Below are 15,260 nucleotides of genomic sequence, written 5' to 3' on the forward strand. Positions count from 1 at the left end.
GTGCAAAGGGGCTGATTCCGTGACATCGGTGACCGAGGCTTCGCCGCCGAGGAGACCGGCCGGCCGCACGCCCGACGGGGCCCGGCCCCGGCGGGCCGTCGACCACGGCGCCTGGTTCCTGGTGCTGCCCGCCCTGCTCCCGATCCTCGTCCTCAGCGTCGGGCCGCTGCTGTACGGGATCCTGCTGGCCTTCACCGACGCCCAGTCGGGCCGCACCGAGCCCACCCAGTGGATCGGCGGTCTCAACTTCCGGGACCTGCTGCACGACACGCTGTTCTGGGAATCGTTCCGGATCGGGCTGGTGTGGGCGGTCGGCGTGACCGTGCCGCAGTTCCTGCTCGCGCTGGGCCTGGCCCTGCTGCTCAACCAGGACCTGCGGCTGCGCTGGCTGGCACGCGCCCTGGCGATCATCCCCTGGGCCATGCCGGAGGTTGTCGTCGGCATCATGTGGCGGCTCGTCTACAACCCGGACGCGGGCATCCTCAACGAGACCCTGCGCGACATCGGCCTGGGCGGCGGCCGCGACTGGCTGAGCGGGCTGGCCACCGCGCTGCCCGCGGTGATCGTCGTGGGCGTCTGGGCAGGCATGCCCCAGACGACGGTCGCGCTGCTCGCCGGACTCCAGAACACCCCGCGCGAACTGCACGAGGCGGCGGCGGTGGACGGCGCGAGCGCCTGGCGCCGCTTCCGCACGGTCACCTGGCCCGCCCTCAGGCCCATCGCCCTGGCCATCACCGCACTGAACCTGATCTGGAACTTCAACTCCTTCGCCCTGGTCTACGTCCTCACCAGCGGCGGCCCAGGGGGCCGGACCCGCCTGCCCATGCTCTTCGCCTACGAAGAGGCCTTCCGCTACGGGCAGTTCGGCTACGCGGCGGCGATGGGCTGCGTGATGGTGGCCGTGATCTCGATCGCCCTGGCCGTCTTCCTCGCCGGCCGGCTCAGGGGAGGTGACGACGCATGAGGACCAGCCGCCCGGCCCGCGCCGGCCAGTACACCGCGCTGCTCGCGTATCTCGTCTTCCTCGCCTTCCCGTTCCTCTGGCTGGTCTCCACCGCGTTCAAGCCCCCGCGCGAGCTGGGCAGCCTCCACCCGACGTGGATTCCGGACGACCCCACCCTCGCCAACTTCCGGCAGGCCTTCGACGAACAGCCGCTGCTGCACGCCGCCCTCAACTCCCTGCTCGCCGCGCTCGCGGCGGCCGTGATCGCCGTGCTGATCGCGACACCGATGGCCTACGTCGTGGCCCGGCGCCGCACCCGGCTCGCGAAGGCGGTGACGGGCTGGGTGGTGGTCAGCCAGGCGTTCCCGTTCGTGCTGCTGATCATCCCGCTGTTCCTCGTCCTGAAGAACCTCCGTTTGATCAACTCCGTGCCGGGGCTGGTGCTGGTGTACGTGGTGTGGGCGCTGCCGTTCGCGCTGTGGATGCTCGCCGGGTATGTGCGGGCCGTACCACCCGAGTTGGAGGAGGCCGCCGCGGTCGACGGCGCGGGCCGGGTGCGGACGCTGGTGTCGGTGACGGCGCCGCTGCTCGCGCCGGGCATCGTGGCGACCGGGCTGTTCGCGTTCATCACCGCGTGGAACGAGTTCTTCTTCGCGCTCGTGCTGCTCAAGACGCCGGAGAAACAGACCCTTCCGGTGGTGCTCACCCACTTCATCGGCGCCGAGGGCGTCGCCGACCTCGGCCCGCTCGCGGCGGCCGCGTTCCTCGCGACGCTGCCCTCGCTGGTCGTCTTCGCGCTCATCCAGCGGCGGATCACGGGCGGCATGCTCACCGGGGCGGTGAAGAGCTGATGCGCGCACGCCTGCTGGCCCTCGCCCTCCTGCTGCTCCTCGCCGGCTGCTCCTCCGGCGGCACCCGCGACGACGGCCGCATCACCCTGCGCTTCCAGTCCCTGGCCTGGCAGGAGGAGTCGGTCGAGGCCAACAAGGCACTGGTGAGGGAGTGGAACGCCACCCACCCGGACGTCCGGGTCGAGTACGTCCAGGGCAGCTGGGACAGCGTCCACGACCAGCTCCTCACCGCCTTCGAGGGCGGCGAGGCACCCGACATCATCCACGACGCCTCCGACGACCTCGCCGACTTCGCCTACGGCGGCTACCTGGCCGACCTCACCGATCTGCTGCCCGCCCGGCTCAAGTCGGACGTCCCGCAGCGCAGTTGGGAGACGACCACCTTCGGCGACGGCATCTACGGCGTGCCGTTCCTCCAGGAACCGCGCGTCCTGATCGCCAACGCGAAGTGGCTCAAGCGGTCCGGAGTACGGATCCCGACCCCTGAGAAGCCGTGGAGCTGGGACGAGTTCCGCCGGATCACCGAACAGCTCAGCGGCCGGGGGAAGTACGGCATCGCCTGGCCCCTGAAGGAACCGGTCTCCGCCACGCTCAACCTCTCCCTGTCGACGGGCGGACAGCTCTTCCACCGCGGGGCCGACGGCAAGGTGACGGTCCGGTTCGAGGCGGCCGACCAGGTGGTGCCGCGCACCATCCACGCCCAGGCCGGCACCGACCGCAGTGCCTCGCCCACGACCCTGGGCAGCGGCGGCTCCGACACCCTGCCCGGCTTCTTCGGCGGCAGATACGCGATGGTCCCGCTCGGCTTCTCCTACCGCCAGCAGATCGTGCAGCAGGCCCCGAAGGGCTTCGACTGGCAGGTGCTGCCCGCCCCGGCCGGCGCCGGAGGACTCACGCAGGGCGTCAGCCCGCAGACCCTGTCCGTCGCCGAGGACTCCCCGCACAAGAAGGAGGCCGCCGCCTTCATCGACTTCCTGCTGAGGCCTCAGAACATGGTCCGCCTCGCCCTCGGCGACTGGATGCTGCCGACCGGCGACCGGGCGCTGAACGACCCGGCCCTGCGCACGCCCGAGCACGGCTGGTCCACGGGCACGGCGCTCGCCGCCCACCTGCGCCCGGCGCCCGCGCAGACCGTACGGGGCTACCCCGAGTGGAAGGACAAGGTGGCGACCCCGGCCCTCCAGGAGTACTACAGCGGGGCGATCGGCATCCGTGAGCTGCGACAACGCCTGGAAGAGGACGGCAACCTGGTGCTGGCGCGCTACCAGCGCTGAGCCCCGGCGAAATCTCGTTGTGCGTCACCGCCGGCAGCGCCTAGCGTGCTGCCCGTGGGAATCAACGCGATCTACATCTCCGGTCACGGCCGGGGCTGCGCGCACGCCGCACGGGTGCGCCGCGGCCCCGGAGCCCTGACCGGCCCGGGGAGCCACGCCCGCTGAGCCTCTGAGCCCGGCGTCTCATCTCCTCTGTCTCCTCTGTCTTCCGGTCGGGGCCTTCGGCTGCCCTCAATCCCTCACGGAAGACAAGGACCGCAGGACATGGCCCGCCCCACCGCTACTTCTCGCGCGCTCTCACAGAACTTCCTCGCCGACCGCGCGGCCACCGAACGCTTCGCCCGGCTCGCCGTCCCGCAGACCCGGCCGGTCCCCCTGCTGCTCGAAGTCGGCGCGGGCAAAGGCGCGTTGACCGCCCCGCTGGCGCGACGCTGCCGGGAGCTGCGCGCGTACGAGATCGACCCGCGGCTCGTGGCCGCCCTGCGCAGCCGCTTCTCCGGCACACCGCAGGTGCGTGTCGTCGGCGCGGACTTCCTGGCCGCGCGCCCGCCGCGCACGCCCTTCTCGGTCGCCGGGAACGTGCCGTTCTCCCGTACCGCGGCCGTCGTCGACTGGTGTCTGCGCGCTCCCGCCCTGACCGACGCCACGCTGCTCACCCAGCTCGAGTACGCCCGCAAACGCACCGGCGACTACGGCGGCTGGACGCTGCTGACGGTCCGGACCTGGCCCCGCTACGAGTGGCGGCTGCTGGGCCGCGTCGGCAGGCGCAGCTTCCGTCCCGTGCCGCGCGTGGACGCCGGGGTGCTGCGCATGGAACGGCGCGACACCCCTTTGCTCGACGCCGCCGGGTACCGGAGCTGGCGCCATCTGGTCGAGCTGGGCTTCTCGGGGGTCGGCGGCTCCCTGCACGCGTCGCTGCGGCGGGCCTACCCGAGGCGGCGGGTGGACGCGGCGTTCCGGGCCGCGCGGCTGGACCCGGGCGTGCTGGTGGGCGAGGTGGCGCCTCAGCGGTGGCTGCGGCTGCACGAGGTGCTGGCCCACTGAACCAAAATGGTTGCACGAGACGTCTCGTCTCGCGTACGGTCGGCGCATGACCAGTCGCGCTCATATCGCCATGTTCTCCATCGCCGCCCACGGCCACGTGAACCCGAGTCTGGAGGTGATCCGCGAGCTCGTGGCGCGCGGCCACCGCGTGACGTACGCGATCCCGCCGGTCTTCGCGGAGAAGGTCGCGGAGACCGGCGCCGAGGTGAAGCCGTGGACCTCGACGCTGCCCTCGCCCGACGACGACCCGGAGGCCTGGGGGAGCACCCTGCTGGACAACGTGGAGCCGTTCCTCGACGACGCGATCCAGGCCCTCCCGCAGCTGATCGAGGCGTACGAGGGCGACGAGCCGGACCTCGTCCTGCACGACATCGCCTCCTACCCGGCCCGCGTCCTGGCCCACCGCTGGGGCGTGCCGGCCATCTCCCTGTCACCGGCCATGGTCGCCTGGGAGGGGTACGAGAAGGAGGTCGCCGAGCCCATGTGGGAGGAGCCGAAGAAGACCGAGCGGGGCCGCGCCTACTACGCCCGCTTCCACGCCTGGCTGGAGGAGAACGGGATCACCCTGCACCCCGACGCGTTCGGGGGCCGGCCCGACCGCTCGATCGTCCTGATCCCCAAGGCCCTCCAGCCGAACGCGGACCGGGTCGACGAGAGCGTGTACTCCTTCGTCGGCGCCTGCCAGGGCGACCGGGGTGCCGAGGGCGACTGGCAGCGGCCGGCCGGCGCCGAGAAGGTCGCGCTCGTCTCGCTCGGGTCCGCCTTCACCAAGCAGCCCGGCTTCTACCGGGAGTGCGTCAAGGCGTTCGGCGGCCTGCCCGGCTGGCACCTGGTGCTCTCGGTCGGCAAGCACATCGACCCGGCCGAGCTCGGGGAGGTCCCCGCGAACGTCGAGGTGCGCTCCTGGGTGCCGCAGCTGGCGATCCTGAAGCAGGCCGACCTGTTCGTCACGCACGCCGGCGCGGGCGGCAGCCAGGAGGGCCTGGCCACGGCCACGCCGATGATCGCCGTACCGCAGGCCGTGGACCAGTTCGGCAACGCGGAGATGCTCCAGGGCCTTGGTGTCGCCCGGTACCTCCCCACGGAGGAGGCGACCGGCGAGACGCTGCGCGAGGCGGCCCTCGCCCTCGTCGACGACCCGGAGGTCACCCGCCGCCTGAAGGAGATCCAGGCACAGACGGCCCGGGAGGGCGGCACCCGGCGTGCGGCCGACCTCATCGAGGCCGAACTGCCCGCTCGCCGGGGGTAGCCGGGGCGGCCGTCACCCGCCCGTCCGTCACACCGCGACGGCCTGGCGGGTGAGGGTCATGCGGGCGTGGTCGAGAGCGGCGTCCATGCGCGCCGCCTGCCCCTTGGTGAACATGAACATCGCGGCGTCGTCCGTGTAGTCCATGTAGTTCATGAACATGTCGCCGTTCGGCCCGTTGCCGCACGACACATGGGGGAAGCCGGGTGAACCCGTGTTCGGCCCGCCCTGGTTGGGAGTGTCCGCCACGAAGTCGCTGCCGCTGCACCCCTCGTCGTCGTCGCCCCAGATGTGCCGCAGGTTCAGCCAGTGCCCGATCTCGTGCACGGCCGTGCGGCCGCCGTCGAAGGGCGCGGCGGCGGTGCCGGTGGTCCCGAAGCCGGTGTGCGTGACGACCACTCCGTCCGTGGAGGCGGCACCGCCGGGGAACTGGGCGTAGCCCAGCAGCCCACGACGCAACTGGCAGACCCACAGGTTCAGGTAGACGTCCGCGGGCCAGGCGTCGTGGCCGCCGCTCAGGCTGAACTTGACCAGGTCGTCCGTGTCCCAGTCCCGAGTCGAGGTCGGCGTCCGCGTGATGCCGTCCGTGGGGCGCCCCAGTGGGTCGGTCCGGGCGAGGTGGAACTGGATGCGCGCGTCGGCCACGAGGTCCTGCCAGGCGCCGGGGACCTTGTCGACGTCCGGGTTGCTCGCGCGGAAGTCCTGGTTGAGCACCTCGATCTGACTGTGGATCTGGGCGTCGCTGACGTTCTGCTCGGGGGTGTTGTGCACGACGTGCACGACCACGGGGATGTCGACGAGGCTCTGCCGGGCGGTGGCCGTCTCCGCGTGCTCGTAGGTGAACGCGGCGTTCTCGATCTGGGCCCGGTTCTCGGCGTACTCGGGGTTCAGGGTGAGGAGTCTGCGGTGCACCTCCATGGCACCGCACCAGCGGCTGTAGTCGGCGGAGGTGACGCGATGGTAGGACTGCGCATCGGACATGACTGTCCCTCGGGGGAGCTGGGGTGTGCCGCGGACGCGGCTGCGGAAGGGCGCGTGTGACTGCGCTGCGGGGGCCCGGCGACGCCGACGGGAGCGGTCGGTTGCCCGTTCCCTCCGAACCCATACACTGATAATCCTAGCCACTCAGGTGCAAGACCGGCAATTTGGACGGCTGTGGGTGAGTGAGGTGGCCCGATCATGAGTGAGCCCCCGTCGGACCTGTTCCGCTCGTGGGTCCATTCCTACGAGGAGGACCACGAGGACGTGCGGGTGTACCGGCCGGACGGCCACCCGTTCCCGCCGGCGCGCGGGCGTCGCGGCATGGAGTTCGCACCCGACGGCACCTTCGTCGACCACCCACTGGGACGCGGTGACGCCCCTGACGCCGTGCCCGGCCGCTGGCGGCTCGTGTCGGACCGTCACATCGCGCTCACCTTCGGGGGTGCTCGCCCGGACCGGGAGCTGGAGATCCTGCGCTGCGACGAGGACGTGCTGCACGTGCGGCGGCTCACCGGCTGACAGGGCCCGTCGGTTCCCCCGGAACCGACGGGCCCTGTATGCAACGGACGGGTGATCAGACCCTGATGGGCTCGCCCTTGTCGTCCCGCGCCGCCGGTCCCGCGACCGCCTGCGGCGCCTCGTCGTGCGTGAGGTCGGGCAGCCGGTGCAGCCACTTGGGCAGGTACCAGTTGCGCTCCCCGAGCAGCGCCATCACCGCTGGCAGCAGCACGCCCCGGATGATCGTCGCGTCGATGAGCACCGCGGCCGCGAGGCCGACGCCCATCTGCTTCATGGACTGCATGGACAGCGTCCCGAAGATCGCGAACACGGCGACCATGATGACCGCTGCGCTGGTGACGACCCCGGCCGTGGTGACCACGCCGTGCCGGATCGCGTCCTTCGTGTCCAGACCCCGCAGTCGCGCCTCGCGGATCCGGGAGACGACGAACACGTGGTAGTCCATCGACAGGCCGAACAGGATCACGAAGAGGAACAGCGGCAGCCAGGTGATGATGGCGCCGACGCCCTCCGCACCCACCAGCGAGGCGCCCCAGCCGTGTTGGAACACGGCGACGAGGATGCCGTAGGCCGCGCCCACCGACAGCAGGTTCAGCACGATCGACGTGAGTGCGATGGTCAGCGAGCGGAACGACAGCAGCATCAGCGCGAAGGCGAAGACCACGACGAACGCGAAGACCGGGACGACGGCTCCCGCCAGCTGGTCGTTGAAGTCCTTCGAGCCGGCCACCTGCCCGGTGATCGGGGCTTCGATGCCGTCGACCTTGCCGAGCGTGGCGGGCCGCACGTCGTCGCGCAGCTTCTCCAGGCTCGCGCCCGCCTTGTCGAGGTCGGAGCCGCCGACCAGGGGGACGTACACGAAGGCGAGGTTCTGCGCGTCGTGCAGCTTGATCTCCACCGGGCCGCGCGAGGCTCCCGAACTGACCGCCCGTTCACGGAAGTCGGCGAGCGCCGACCGCACCTCGGGCGCGTTGATGTCGTCCGCCCTGACGACCACCTCGGCCGGATCCGAGCCGCCCGGGAAGGCCTCGTTGAGCCGGTTGTACGTCTGGACGATCGGCAGCGAGTCGCCGAACTCCTGGTCCAGCGTGAGGTTCTGGGTCTTCATGCCGACCGCGGGAGCGGCGATGGCGAGCAGCGCACCGGCCGCCACCGCGACGGACACGACCGGCCTGGCGAGCACTCGCCGCAGGACGGCCGTCCAGAACCGGCTCTCCCCGTTGCCGCCCTGCTTGCGCCGGCGCAGGAACGGGATACGGCCCTTCTCCACGCGCTCGCCCAGCAGCGAGAGCAGCGCGGGCAGCACGGTCACGGACCCCACCATCGCCACGGCCACCACCATCAGTGAGGCCAGACCCATCGCCTCGAACTCGGCGAGCCCGGTGAACAGCATGCCCGCCATGGCCACGCACACCGTGACACCGGAGACCACGATCGCGCGGCCACTGGTCGCGGCGGCGATCCGCAGCGCCGTCTGCGCGTCCCGGCCCGCGGCACGCTCCTCCCGCTCGCGGCGCAGGTAGAACAGGCAGTAGTCGACGCCGACGGCCAGACCGACGAGCAGCATCACGGAGTTCGCGGCGTCCGTCATCGGCACCGCGTGGCTGACCACGCCCATCAGGCCCATCGTCGCCATGATCGCGGTGATCGCCAGCGCCACCGGCAGCAGCGCCGCCACCAGCGCGCCGAAGGCGATGAGCAGAATCCCGAGAGCCACCGGCACCGCGGAGTACTCGGCCTTCTTGAAGTCGTCCCCGACGGCGTCGTCGAACGTCTTCATCATGCTGGCGCCGCCGATCTCCTCGATCCGCAGCGACGCGTGGTCCTTCTGGACTCCCTCCACGGCCTTCAGCACCGGCTCGACCCGCTCACCGGCGGTGTCCGCCTCGCCGCGCATGTCGAACTGCACGAGCGCGCTGCGCCCGTCCTTCGAGATCGTCTTCGTGTCGTACGGGGAGGTCACGTCGGTGACGCGGCCGGTCCCCTCGACGGCCCGGACCACGGCCGTGACGGCGTCCCGGAACTCGGCGTCCGTGGCCTTCGGACCGGAGTCCCTGGCCTGTATCAGCACGGTCTCACTGGCCGGTTCGTCGATCCCGGCATCCTCGATGATCTTCGCGGCGGTGTGCGTCTCGCCCTTCAACTGGTCGCTGTCCTTGACGTCGACCCGGCCCGCCGCCGACCCGAGCCCCATCGCCAGGACGACGAACAGCACCCAGATCCCGACGGCAGCCCATCGGTGCCGGGCACTCCATCCGCCGGCCCGGGCGGCCAGGCCCCGCACCCGTGCTTCTCCGTTCCCCATGACGGGCTTGCCCCCTCGAGACGCGGTGGCGGCCCCCTGCCGCCCCCTTTCCTCTCGAAGGTATGGGCCGGATAAAGCCATCACGTCGTGCTGCCCGGTGAGGTCGCGGGGCCGGAACTCATCCCCATGGCGCTCGCACTCTCCCCACTGGGGAGGACCGGAAAGGACCGTGGTCCCTTACACCCATCGGTCTCCTCGGGTGTGTGGATCCTGAGCAGAAGGTTGTGTCCCGCGGTGACCGGTGAGTAATTTACGGGGCTCGGGCAGCCGCCCACCCGGCCGTCGTGCCCACCCCCACGGGGCACGACGGCCGCCTTAGGGTGAGCGAATGACGACGACGTATGCGGCACTGTTGCGCGGGATCAACGTGGGCGGCAGCAGAAAGGTCCCCATGGCGGACCTGCGCACACTCTTGACAGGCCTGGGCTACGAGGACGTACGCACCTACCTCCAGAGCGGCCAGGCCGTGTTCGCCTCCGGCCACGGCGACGAGGAGTCGCTGGCCGCCGAGATCACGCACGCCATCGAGAAGCACTTCGGTTTCGGCGTCGACGTGATCGTGCGCGACCACGCCTATCTGAAGGCGATCGCCGACGCCTGCCCCTTCCCGGCCGCCGACCTGGAGCCCAAGCAACTCCACGTCACCTATTTCTCCGCCCCCGTCACCCCCGAGCGCTTCGCGGAGATCGACCGATCGGCCTACCTCCCCGAGGAGTTCCGCCTCGGCGACCGCGCCCTGTACCTGTACGCGCCGAACGGCCTGGGCCGCTCCAAGCTGGCCGAACACCTCGCGAAGCCGCGCATCAACAAGGGCGTCATCGCCACGACCCGCAACTGGAACACCGTCGTCAAGCTGGTGGAGCTCACGGGGCCTGAACACCACGCCGGCTAGCGACCGGCAAGAGTGACCGTCCGGTCGCCGAGGTAGGGCGTGTACGACGTGATCTCGGCCGGGACGGCCAGTCGCGGATCCTCGTAGGGCCGGGCCAGGTCCTGGGAGCCGACCGCGTCGGCCGCCGCCAGTTCCTGCTCGCTCAGCGGCGCCCGGCCGAGGAACTGCGGACCCCAGCCGTCCCAGGGGAGCAGTTCGACGCCGTTGACGGCGGCCAGGTCGCGCACCACGTTGCCCCACACGAACCACAGCCCCCGCAGCCGGTCGACGCCGCTGAGCCCGAAGTCCATCGGATCCGCCCGCCCCTCGCGGCAGGCCCGCCAGGCCTTCCCGGCCACGAGGAACCGGTCCCTCGGCACGTCCATGGGGTCGAACGGCACGTCGTACCCCTGGTGGACCTGCGCGTCGGCCAGGCGCCACCGCCCCCGCGGCGTGCGGTACTCGGTCACCCAGTGGTCCTCGTGGAAACCGTCGACGAAGTACGTCGCGAAGCCGCAGCGCAGCCGCGCGGGCGTCCCCGTCGCCCGCAGCAGCGAGCACAGCAGCAGCGAGAAATCCCGGCACGTGCCCACGAACCGTTCCCGCGGCGCCCGCTCTTCGGTGAGCGGCGCGTCACCGCGCTCCCGCAGGATCCTCAGGATCTCCGTGACGTAGCGCGACTCGGCGTCGTGGTGCAGCCGCGCCTCGGGAACGGAGTATCCGAACAGCTCTCCCTCACCCCGATGGATGATCACGTTCCGTACCAGCCCGGCGAGTTCCCCCGGGTCACGCGGCAGGCCGCTCGTGTCCAGGTCACCGGGGTCGCTGTACGGCGTCTGCCTCAGGTAGGTGTCCATGCCCCGGACTCTCGCCCCTGCCCCAGGGGCAAGGTCAACGGCAGCGGACGTTTGGCCGAATCACCCCCACGCGGACCGGGGCCTTGGCACGGTGGGACCATGACGAGCACCGATGACCAGGCGACCCCCTCCGGTCGTACGACGGCCCTCCAGGCCATGCGCGGCGCGGCGGCGCAGCTCGCCGAACTGCTCGGCACGGCCCCCGACTCCGTCACCGCCGTCCGCCCGACGACCGACGGCTGGACGGCCGACGTGGAGGTCGTGGAGCTGGAGCGGGTCCCCGACACCATGACCATCATGGCGACCTACCGGGTCACCCTCGACCCGGAGGGCCGACTCCTGGGCTACGAACGGGTACGCCGGTACGCCCGCGGCCAGCTCGACCGGGGGCGCTAGCACTCGGCTCCCCCCCCGCTGAGACCGTTTCGGTGTTTGCGTGAACACGCCCGCCGCCACCCCCGTACCTACGGGCGGCACGAGAACGAGTCTCGCGAGAGGAATCGCACCGTGACCGTCATGACGCAGACCGGCGGGATGCAACCCGCCGCCACTTCCAGCGGGTCGGGGACCGGCGGCCTCTTCGACATCCTCGAACTGATCCTGGACCGCGGGCTCGTGATCGACGTGTTCGTCCGTGTCTCCCTGGTCGGCATCGAGATCCTGAAGATCGACATACGGATCGTCATCGCCAGCGTGGACACCTACCTCCGCTTCGCGGAGGCCTGCAACCGCCTCGATCTGGAGGCCGGCCGCAAGGCCCCCGACAAGCTCACCGACATCGTCGGCAACCTCGTCGAGAGCGGCGCCCGGGGCAAGGCCGGCGGTGCGATCGGCGGCGCCATCGACGCGATCGGCGACATCTTCGACCGCGATGACAAGGACACGAGGGAGGACGGGCGGTGAGCGGCGTCTACGTCTACGCCGTCACCCGCTCCGACCACCCCCTGCGGCTCGACGGCCTGCGCACCGTCGGCGGGACCGACGACCCGCCGCGCGTCGTCGTCCACGGCCCGCTCGCCGCCGTGGTCAGCCCCGCACCCCCCGACCTGCGTCCCAAACGGCGTGACCTCGCCGCCCACCAGGAACTCCAGGAGCGGCTCATGGCCGACGGATCGGTCCTGCCCATGAGGTTCGGCCTGCTCGCCCCCGACGACACCGCCGTCAGAACGGCCCTTCAGGAGCGGGGCCAGGACTACACCCGCAGGCTCGGCGAACTGCACGGCACCGCCGAGTACAACCTCAAGGCCGCCCGCGACCAGGACGACCTGCTGCGCGAGGTGCTCGACGACTCAGAGGAGGCCCGCCGGCTCAACCGGTCCACCCGCGACGGCACCGGCAGCTACGAGGACCGCCTCGCCCTCGGCGAGCTGGTCGCCCGGCAGGTCGACGCCCGGCAGCGGCGGCAGGCCGACGAGATCGTCGGGCGGCTGTCCGCACTGGCCAGATCCAGCGTCGTGGCGGACCCGTCCAAGGACGACTTCCTCAACGTGTCGTTCCTCGTCGAACACGCCCGCGCCGACGAGTTCACCACCGCCGGCCGGCGCCTGGCCCACGACTACGGCGACGCCTACGACTTCCGGCTGCGCGGCCCACTGCCCCCCTACAGCTTCGCCGCCTGACCATGGGCCTGCTCACCGGCATCCTCACCCTCCCGCTCGCGCCCCTGCGCACCACCCTCTGGGCCGCCGAGCAGCTACAGGCAGCCGCCGAGGCGCAGTACTACGACCCGGCCCCCGTCCGGCAGGCCCTCGTCGACCTGGAGCGGGCCCTGCTGGAGGGGCGCGTCGACGAGGACGAGTACGACCGCCGCGAGGACGAACTGCTGGACCGACTCGACGAGATCAACGCCCGGAGACGAGCCCCCCGACCATGACCCATCCGGCAGCAGGCGGACTCACCGGACCGCCCCGTCTTCCCTCCCCCTACGACCACGGGCCCGGCGCCCAGAGCGCCAACCTCGCCGACATCCTCGAACGCGTCCTCGACAAGGGCGTGGTCATCGCCGGCGACATCCGGATCAACCTCCTCGACATCGAACTGCTCACCATCAAACTGCGCCTGCTCGTCGCCTCCGTCGACAAGGCGAAGGAGATGGGCATCGACTGGTGGGAACACGACCCCTCCCTCTCCTCCCGGGCCGCCCGCCCCGAGCGGTCCCTGGCCGACGAGAACGAGCGCCTGCGCGCCGAGATCGCCGCCCTCAAGGCGGCCGACAGGAGACCGGAGCCATGACCGACCCGAACCTCGTCTACGCCTACGCGGTCCTGCGCCGCACCCCCGAGGCCGCCGTGGCGGTGGCGGACCTGCGCGGCGTCGCCGGCGACCCGGTCCACCTGCTGGAGCCCACGGACCCCGCCTCACCGCTGGCCTTCGCCGTCGGCCCCGTCCCGGCCGCCGACTACGACGAGGCCCCCCTCAAGGCCCACCTCGACGACCTGGACTGGCTGGAGTCCACGGTCCGGTCCCACCACGCCGTGGTCGGCGCGCTCGTCGCCTGCGGCACCGCCGTCCTGCCCCTCCGCCTGGCCACCGTCTACCCCGACGAGGACCACGCCCGGCAGGCCCTCGACACCCGCCGCGCGTACTTCCTGTCCCTCCTGGACCGCCTCACGGGCCACGTCGAACTCGGCGTCAAGATCTACGCCGCGCCCGACATCACCCCACCCGAGCCGGACACCGGCAGCGGGCAGGCGACGCCCACCGGCCTCGGCGTCGGCGTGGGCCGCGCGTACCTGGCGATCCGCCGCCGCAGAGAGCGCAGAAACGAGGAAGCCTGGCGCACGGTCGCCCAGGCCGCCGTACACGTCACCCGGACGGCCGGCACTCTCGCCGTCGACCGCGTCGCGCACACCCCGCAACGCGGAAGCCTCGCCGGCCCGGCTCCCGGTACCAACGTCGGCAACGACGCGTACCTCGTCCCCGCCGACCGCGTCGACGCCTTCCGCACCGGCGTACTGGCGGCCGCCGAGGGCATCCCCGGGCTCCGCGTCGAAGTCACCGGGCCCTGGGCCCCCTACTCCTTCGCACTCCAGCCGGAACCGGTGCCGGGCCCCTCCAGTAGCCTGCTCTGATGGCTCCACCCCAGCAAGTCCCCTCCACCCGCCGGGACTTCCGGCTGCTCTGGACGGGCGAGACCGTGAGCGGGTTGGGCAACAGCATCACCGTGGTGGCGTTGCCACTGATCGCGGTCGTGGAGCTGGACGCCGGCTCCACCGCCGTCGGCCTGATCGCCGCGGCGGTGTGGCTGCCCTGGCTGCTGGTGGGTCTGCCGGTGGGCGCCTGGGCGGACCGGATGCGCAAACGCCCACTGATGATCACCTGCGATCTGGTCTCCGCCGCGACGCTGCTGAGCATTCCACTGGCGGCCTCGCTCGACGCGCTCACCTTCGCGCACATGGTCGCCGCCGCGTTGATCTGCGGGACCGCGGCGGTGTGCTTCAACACCGCCTACCACTCGTACATCCCGATCGTGCTCGACGGACGCGACCTCCTGGCAGGCAACGCCAAGCTCCAGGGCAGCGAGGCCGCCACCCAGGTCGCCGGGCCGGGGGCGGCGGGGCTGCTCGCCCAGGCGTTCGGCGCGGTCACCGCGCTCGTGGCCGACGCGGTGACGTTCCTCGTCTCAGCGGTCTGCCTGAAGCGGATCAGGGCGGTCGAGCCGGACCGTGCTCCCGACGAGGCACGCGTCCCCCTCCGGCGGCAGATCATCGAAGGGCTCCGCTTCGTGGGCCGGGACCGGTACCTGCGGCCGATGGTCACCTGGGGCGCCCTGATCAACATGGCGTTGATGGGCTATCAGGCGGTCCAGGTCGTGTTCCTCGTCCGCACCGTCGGACTGAACCCGGCCATGGTCGGGCTGTTGCTGACCAGCGGCAGCACGGGCGGCATCGTCGGCGCGCTGGTGGCCGGCAGGGTCAGCCGGCGGTTCGGCACCGCGCGCGGGCTGCTGCTCCTCCAGGTGGCCACCGCGCCGTTCGCGCTGCTGCTGCCCATGACCACGGCGGGGCCGGGGCTGCTGCTGTTCGCCGCGGGCGCGTTCCTCGTCGGCGTCGGCGTCTCCGTGGCCAACATCGTGGTCGGCAGCTTCCGGCAGACCTACTGCCCGCCGCGGATGCTCGGCCGGGTCGTGGCGACGGCCATGATGATCAACCACAGCACCATCCCGCTCGGATCCCTGCTCGGCGGCGTGCTCGGCGACGCGGTCGGGTACCGGACGGCCATGGGGATCATGACGGGTGTCGTCGCGCTCTCCTGGCTCGTCCTCGTCATGAGCCCGATGCGCCGCGAACACGACCTTCCGCGGACCCACGAACCGGAACAAGCGCACGCCGGGGGCTCGAAGCAGCCGAGGTGACCGGGAGCCCGGGCC

Annotated in this window: 17 protein-coding genes; 14 read left to right on the top strand and 3 right to left on the bottom strand. The window is 71.5% G+C overall.

Annotation, left to right across the window (positions count from 1 at the left end; genetic code table 11):
* Positions 1–19: 19 nt before the first annotated feature.
* The 5 genes from CP976_RS33750 (at position 20) to CP976_RS33770 (ending at position 5,361) form a co-directional block, all read left to right on the top strand.
* Complete coding sequence (locus tag CP976_RS33750) at positions 20–964, top strand: carbohydrate ABC transporter permease (protein WP_150483705.1); 945 nt, start codon at positions 20–22, stop codon at positions 962–964.
* Complete coding sequence (locus tag CP976_RS33755) at positions 961–1,794, top strand: carbohydrate ABC transporter permease (RefSeq protein WP_150483706.1); 834 nt, start codon at positions 961–963, stop codon at positions 1,792–1,794. The genes CP976_RS33750 and CP976_RS33755 overlap by 4 nt, the downstream gene beginning before the upstream one ends.
* Positions 1,794–3,068, top strand: coding sequence for an ABC transporter substrate-binding protein (locus CP976_RS33760; protein WP_150483707.1), 1,275 nt, complete (start codon positions 1,794–1,796; stop codon positions 3,066–3,068). Before CP976_RS33755 ends, CP976_RS33760 begins: the two co-directional genes overlap by 1 nt.
* A gap of 264 nt (positions 3,069–3,332) precedes the next feature.
* Positions 3,333–4,112, top strand: coding sequence for a 23S rRNA (adenine(2058)-N(6))-methyltransferase Erm(O) (erm(O), locus tag CP976_RS33765; RefSeq protein ID WP_150483708.1), 780 nt, complete (start codon positions 3,333–3,335; stop codon positions 4,110–4,112).
* Positions 4,113–4,158: 46 nt separating this feature from the next.
* Complete coding sequence (locus CP976_RS33770) at positions 4,159–5,361, top strand: glycosyltransferase (protein ID WP_150483709.1); 1,203 nt, start codon at positions 4,159–4,161, stop codon at positions 5,359–5,361.
* 27 nt (positions 5,362–5,388) lie between these two features.
* On the opposite strand, the gene CP976_RS33775 is transcribed toward CP976_RS33770, so the two are convergent.
* Positions 5,389–6,339: a zinc metalloprotease gene (locus tag CP976_RS33775; protein WP_150483710.1), complete on the bottom strand. Its 951-nt coding sequence runs from the start codon at positions 6,337–6,339 to the stop codon at positions 5,389–5,391.
* Between the two features lie 198 nt (positions 6,340–6,537).
* Between CP976_RS33775 and CP976_RS33780 the strand changes: the two genes are divergently transcribed.
* Entirely contained in the window at positions 6,538–6,858 is a 321-nt protein-coding gene (locus CP976_RS33780; RefSeq protein WP_150483711.1) for a hypothetical protein, read from the top strand.
* Positions 6,859–6,913: 55 nt separating this feature from the next.
* On the opposite strand, the gene CP976_RS33785 is transcribed toward CP976_RS33780, so the two are convergent.
* Complete coding sequence (locus CP976_RS33785) at positions 6,914–9,163, bottom strand: MMPL family transporter (RefSeq protein WP_150483712.1); 2,250 nt, start codon at positions 9,161–9,163, stop codon at positions 6,914–6,916.
* A gap of 328 nt (positions 9,164–9,491) precedes the next feature.
* On the opposite strand from CP976_RS33785, the gene CP976_RS33790 reads away from it, so the two are divergent.
* The gene (locus CP976_RS33790; protein ID WP_150483713.1) at positions 9,492–10,055 is read left to right on the top strand and encodes a DUF1697 domain-containing protein; all 564 of its coding nucleotides are present in this window, start codon (positions 9,492–9,494) and stop codon (positions 10,053–10,055) included.
* Here the strand turns inward: CP976_RS33790 and CP976_RS33795 are convergent.
* Positions 10,052–10,891, bottom strand: a complete 840-nt coding sequence (locus CP976_RS33795; RefSeq protein ID WP_150483714.1) for a transglutaminase-like domain-containing protein — start codon at positions 10,889–10,891, stop codon at positions 10,052–10,054. The genes CP976_RS33790 and CP976_RS33795 overlap by 4 nt on opposite strands.
* Before the next feature lie 99 nt (positions 10,892–10,990).
* Here CP976_RS33795 and CP976_RS33800 point away from each other — a divergent pair, with 99 nt between their 5' ends.
* The 7 genes from CP976_RS33800 to CP976_RS33830 all read left to right on the top strand — a co-directional run bounded on the left by CP976_RS33800 (position 10,991) and on the right by CP976_RS33830 (position 15,245).
* Entirely contained in the window at positions 10,991–11,287 is a 297-nt protein-coding gene (locus CP976_RS33800; protein ID WP_150483715.1) for a gas vesicle protein GvpO, read from the top strand.
* Between the two features lie 120 nt (positions 11,288–11,407).
* On the top strand, positions 11,408–11,794 hold the full coding sequence (gene gvpJ, locus CP976_RS33805) for a gas vesicle protein GvpJ (RefSeq protein ID WP_229875336.1): 387 nt from the start codon (positions 11,408–11,410) through the stop codon (positions 11,792–11,794).
* A complete protein-coding gene (locus CP976_RS33810) occupies positions 11,791–12,510 on the top strand; it encodes a GvpL/GvpF family gas vesicle protein (RefSeq protein WP_150483716.1) in 720 nt (239 codons plus the stop codon). Before gvpJ ends, CP976_RS33810 begins: the two co-directional genes overlap by 4 nt.
* Before the next feature lie 2 nt (positions 12,511–12,512).
* Positions 12,513–12,764, top strand: coding sequence for a gas vesicle protein GvpG (locus CP976_RS33815; RefSeq protein ID WP_150483717.1), 252 nt, complete (start codon positions 12,513–12,515; stop codon positions 12,762–12,764).
* Complete coding sequence (locus tag CP976_RS33820; RefSeq protein WP_150483718.1) at positions 12,761–13,123, top strand: gas vesicle protein; 363 nt, start codon at positions 12,761–12,763, stop codon at positions 13,121–13,123. Before CP976_RS33815 ends, CP976_RS33820 begins: the two co-directional genes overlap by 4 nt.
* A complete protein-coding gene (locus tag CP976_RS33825; RefSeq protein ID WP_150483719.1) occupies positions 13,120–13,962 on the top strand; it encodes a GvpL/GvpF family gas vesicle protein in 843 nt (280 codons plus the stop codon). Before CP976_RS33820 ends, CP976_RS33825 begins: the two co-directional genes overlap by 4 nt.
* Positions 13,962–15,245 (top strand): MFS transporter, encoded by a 1,284-nt coding sequence (locus tag CP976_RS33830; protein ID WP_150483720.1) that lies wholly within the window; start codon positions 13,962–13,964, stop codon positions 15,243–15,245. The genes CP976_RS33825 and CP976_RS33830 overlap by 1 nt, the downstream gene beginning before the upstream one ends.
* The last annotated feature ends 15 nt before the right edge of the window (positions 15,246–15,260 follow it).

Origin of the sequence: Streptomyces coeruleorubidus, from assembly GCF_008705135.1 — a bacterium.
GTDB lineage: Bacteria > Actinomycetota > Actinomycetes > Streptomycetales > Streptomycetaceae > Streptomyces > Streptomyces coeruleofuscus.